Below are 1,742 nucleotides of genomic sequence, written 5' to 3'. Positions count from 1 at the left end.
CGTTGCCGGCGGCGCGGAAGTTGGTGAGCTGCTTGCTGCGGGTCGGATTGACCGGCAGATCGTCAGCACGCGGGTTTTCACCGATGATCATGCCGTCATAGACCTGCTCGCCTGCACCGATGAAGAGCTTGCCGCGCACCTGGATGGTGTCGAGCGCGTAGCCGGTGGATTCACCTGCTTCCGTGCTGACCAGCGTGCCGGTGCTGCGGGTCTGCATGGGACCGGCATGCGGTGCGTATTCGCGGAACAGATGGCTGTGGATGCCGTGGCCGCTCGTCAGGTTCATCAGTTCGAATTCAAAGCCGATCAGGCCGCGTGTCGGCACATAGGCCTGCAGACTGGTGCGTCCGCCGTGGGCGCTCATGTCCTCGATCTTGCCTTTGCGCTCGGAGATCGATTTCATCACGCCGCCGAGATAGTCGTCCGGCACGTCCACATAGAGCGTCTCAAACGGCTCGCACAGCTCGTCGTCGATGCGCTTCATGATCACCATCGGGCGGGACAGAAGAAGTTCGTAACCTTCGCGGCGCATCTGCTCCACCAGCACGGCGATCTGCATCGCGCCACGGGCGCTGACGTCGAAAATGCCGGCGGTGTCCGTGTCCTTCACGCTGATCGTCACATTCATCTTCTGCTCACGGTCCAGGCGGTCGCGGATCTTGCGCGAGGTCACATGCTCGCCTTCGCGTCCTGCGAGAGGGCCGTCGTTCACGGCGAACTGCATGACGATGGTCGGCGGATCGATCGCCACGAAGGGCAGGGCGGGGGCGTCCGCGGCTCCGGCCACCGTCTGGCCGATGTCCACGTCTTCAAATCCACTGATGCCCACGATGTCTCCTGCGGTGCCTTCCACCGAGTCGGAGGTGGTGAGAGTCGTATACTGGAACACCTTCGTCACCTTCACCGGCACGGCCTTGTCTTCCGGCGTCTTGCCGAGCAGGAAAACACGATCGCCCAGCTTCACGCTGCCGCGGGTGATCTTGCCGATGGCCACACGGCCCACGAAATTGTCCCAGTCGATGTTCGACACCAGCATTTCAAAGCTGCCTTCGACTTCCGCCTTCGGTGCCGGGATGTGCTCCACGATCTTGCCGAGCAGGAAGGTCATGTCGTGCTGCTCGCCCGTTGGTGAATCCGTCACCCAGCCGGCGCGTGCGCTGCCATAAACAAAGGCTGCGTTGAACTGGTCTTCGGTGGCGTCGAGTTCGAGGAAGAGTTCCAGCACCTTGTCATGCACCTTCTGCGGTTCGATGTGCGGGCGGTCCATCTTGTTGATCAGCACGATGGGCTTGATGCCCTGCTCCAGCGCCTTCTTCAAAACGAAACGCGTCTGCGCCTGCGGGCCTTCATACGCATCGACCACGAGCATCACACCATCCACCATCTTCATCACGCGCTCCACCTCGCCGCCGAAGTCGGCATGGCCGGGAGTGTCCACGATGTTGATGATGTGGTCGTTCCAATGAACGGAGGTGTTCTTCGCCTTGATGGTGATGCCCTTTTCCCGTTCGAGGTCCATCGAGTCCATCGCGCGTTCGGCGATGGCCTGGTTCTCACGGAAGTTGCCGCTGGCGCGCAGCAGGCCGTCAACGAGCGTCGTTTTGCCGTGATCGACGTGCGCGATGATGGCGATGTTGCGGATTTTGTCTGGGGTCATGGGCGGGTTTTTTGGGGAAGGGGGCCGCGAGGGTAGCAGTCTTCGCGCCATAGGCAAACGGTTCGCTGCATTGCTTTCGGCACCG

The 1,742-nt window shown here is 61.7% G+C and carries 1 protein-coding gene; it reads right to left on the bottom strand.

Translation table 11 applies throughout. The annotated features are described in order from the left end of the window. On the bottom strand, window positions 1–1,657 hold a 1,657-nt coding region (locus KDL09_RS09340), incomplete at its 3' end, for a GTP-binding protein (RefSeq protein ID WP_294384181.1). Window positions 1,658–1,742: the final 85 nt, after the last annotated feature.

Source organism: Prosthecobacter sp. (assembly GCF_020439865.1).
In the GTDB taxonomy this organism is placed as follows: domain Bacteria; phylum Verrucomicrobiota; class Verrucomicrobiia; order Verrucomicrobiales; family Verrucomicrobiaceae; genus Prosthecobacter.
The sequence above is the reverse complement of the archived record's forward strand: the minus strand, read 5'-3'. Positions and strand labels throughout refer to the sequence as shown.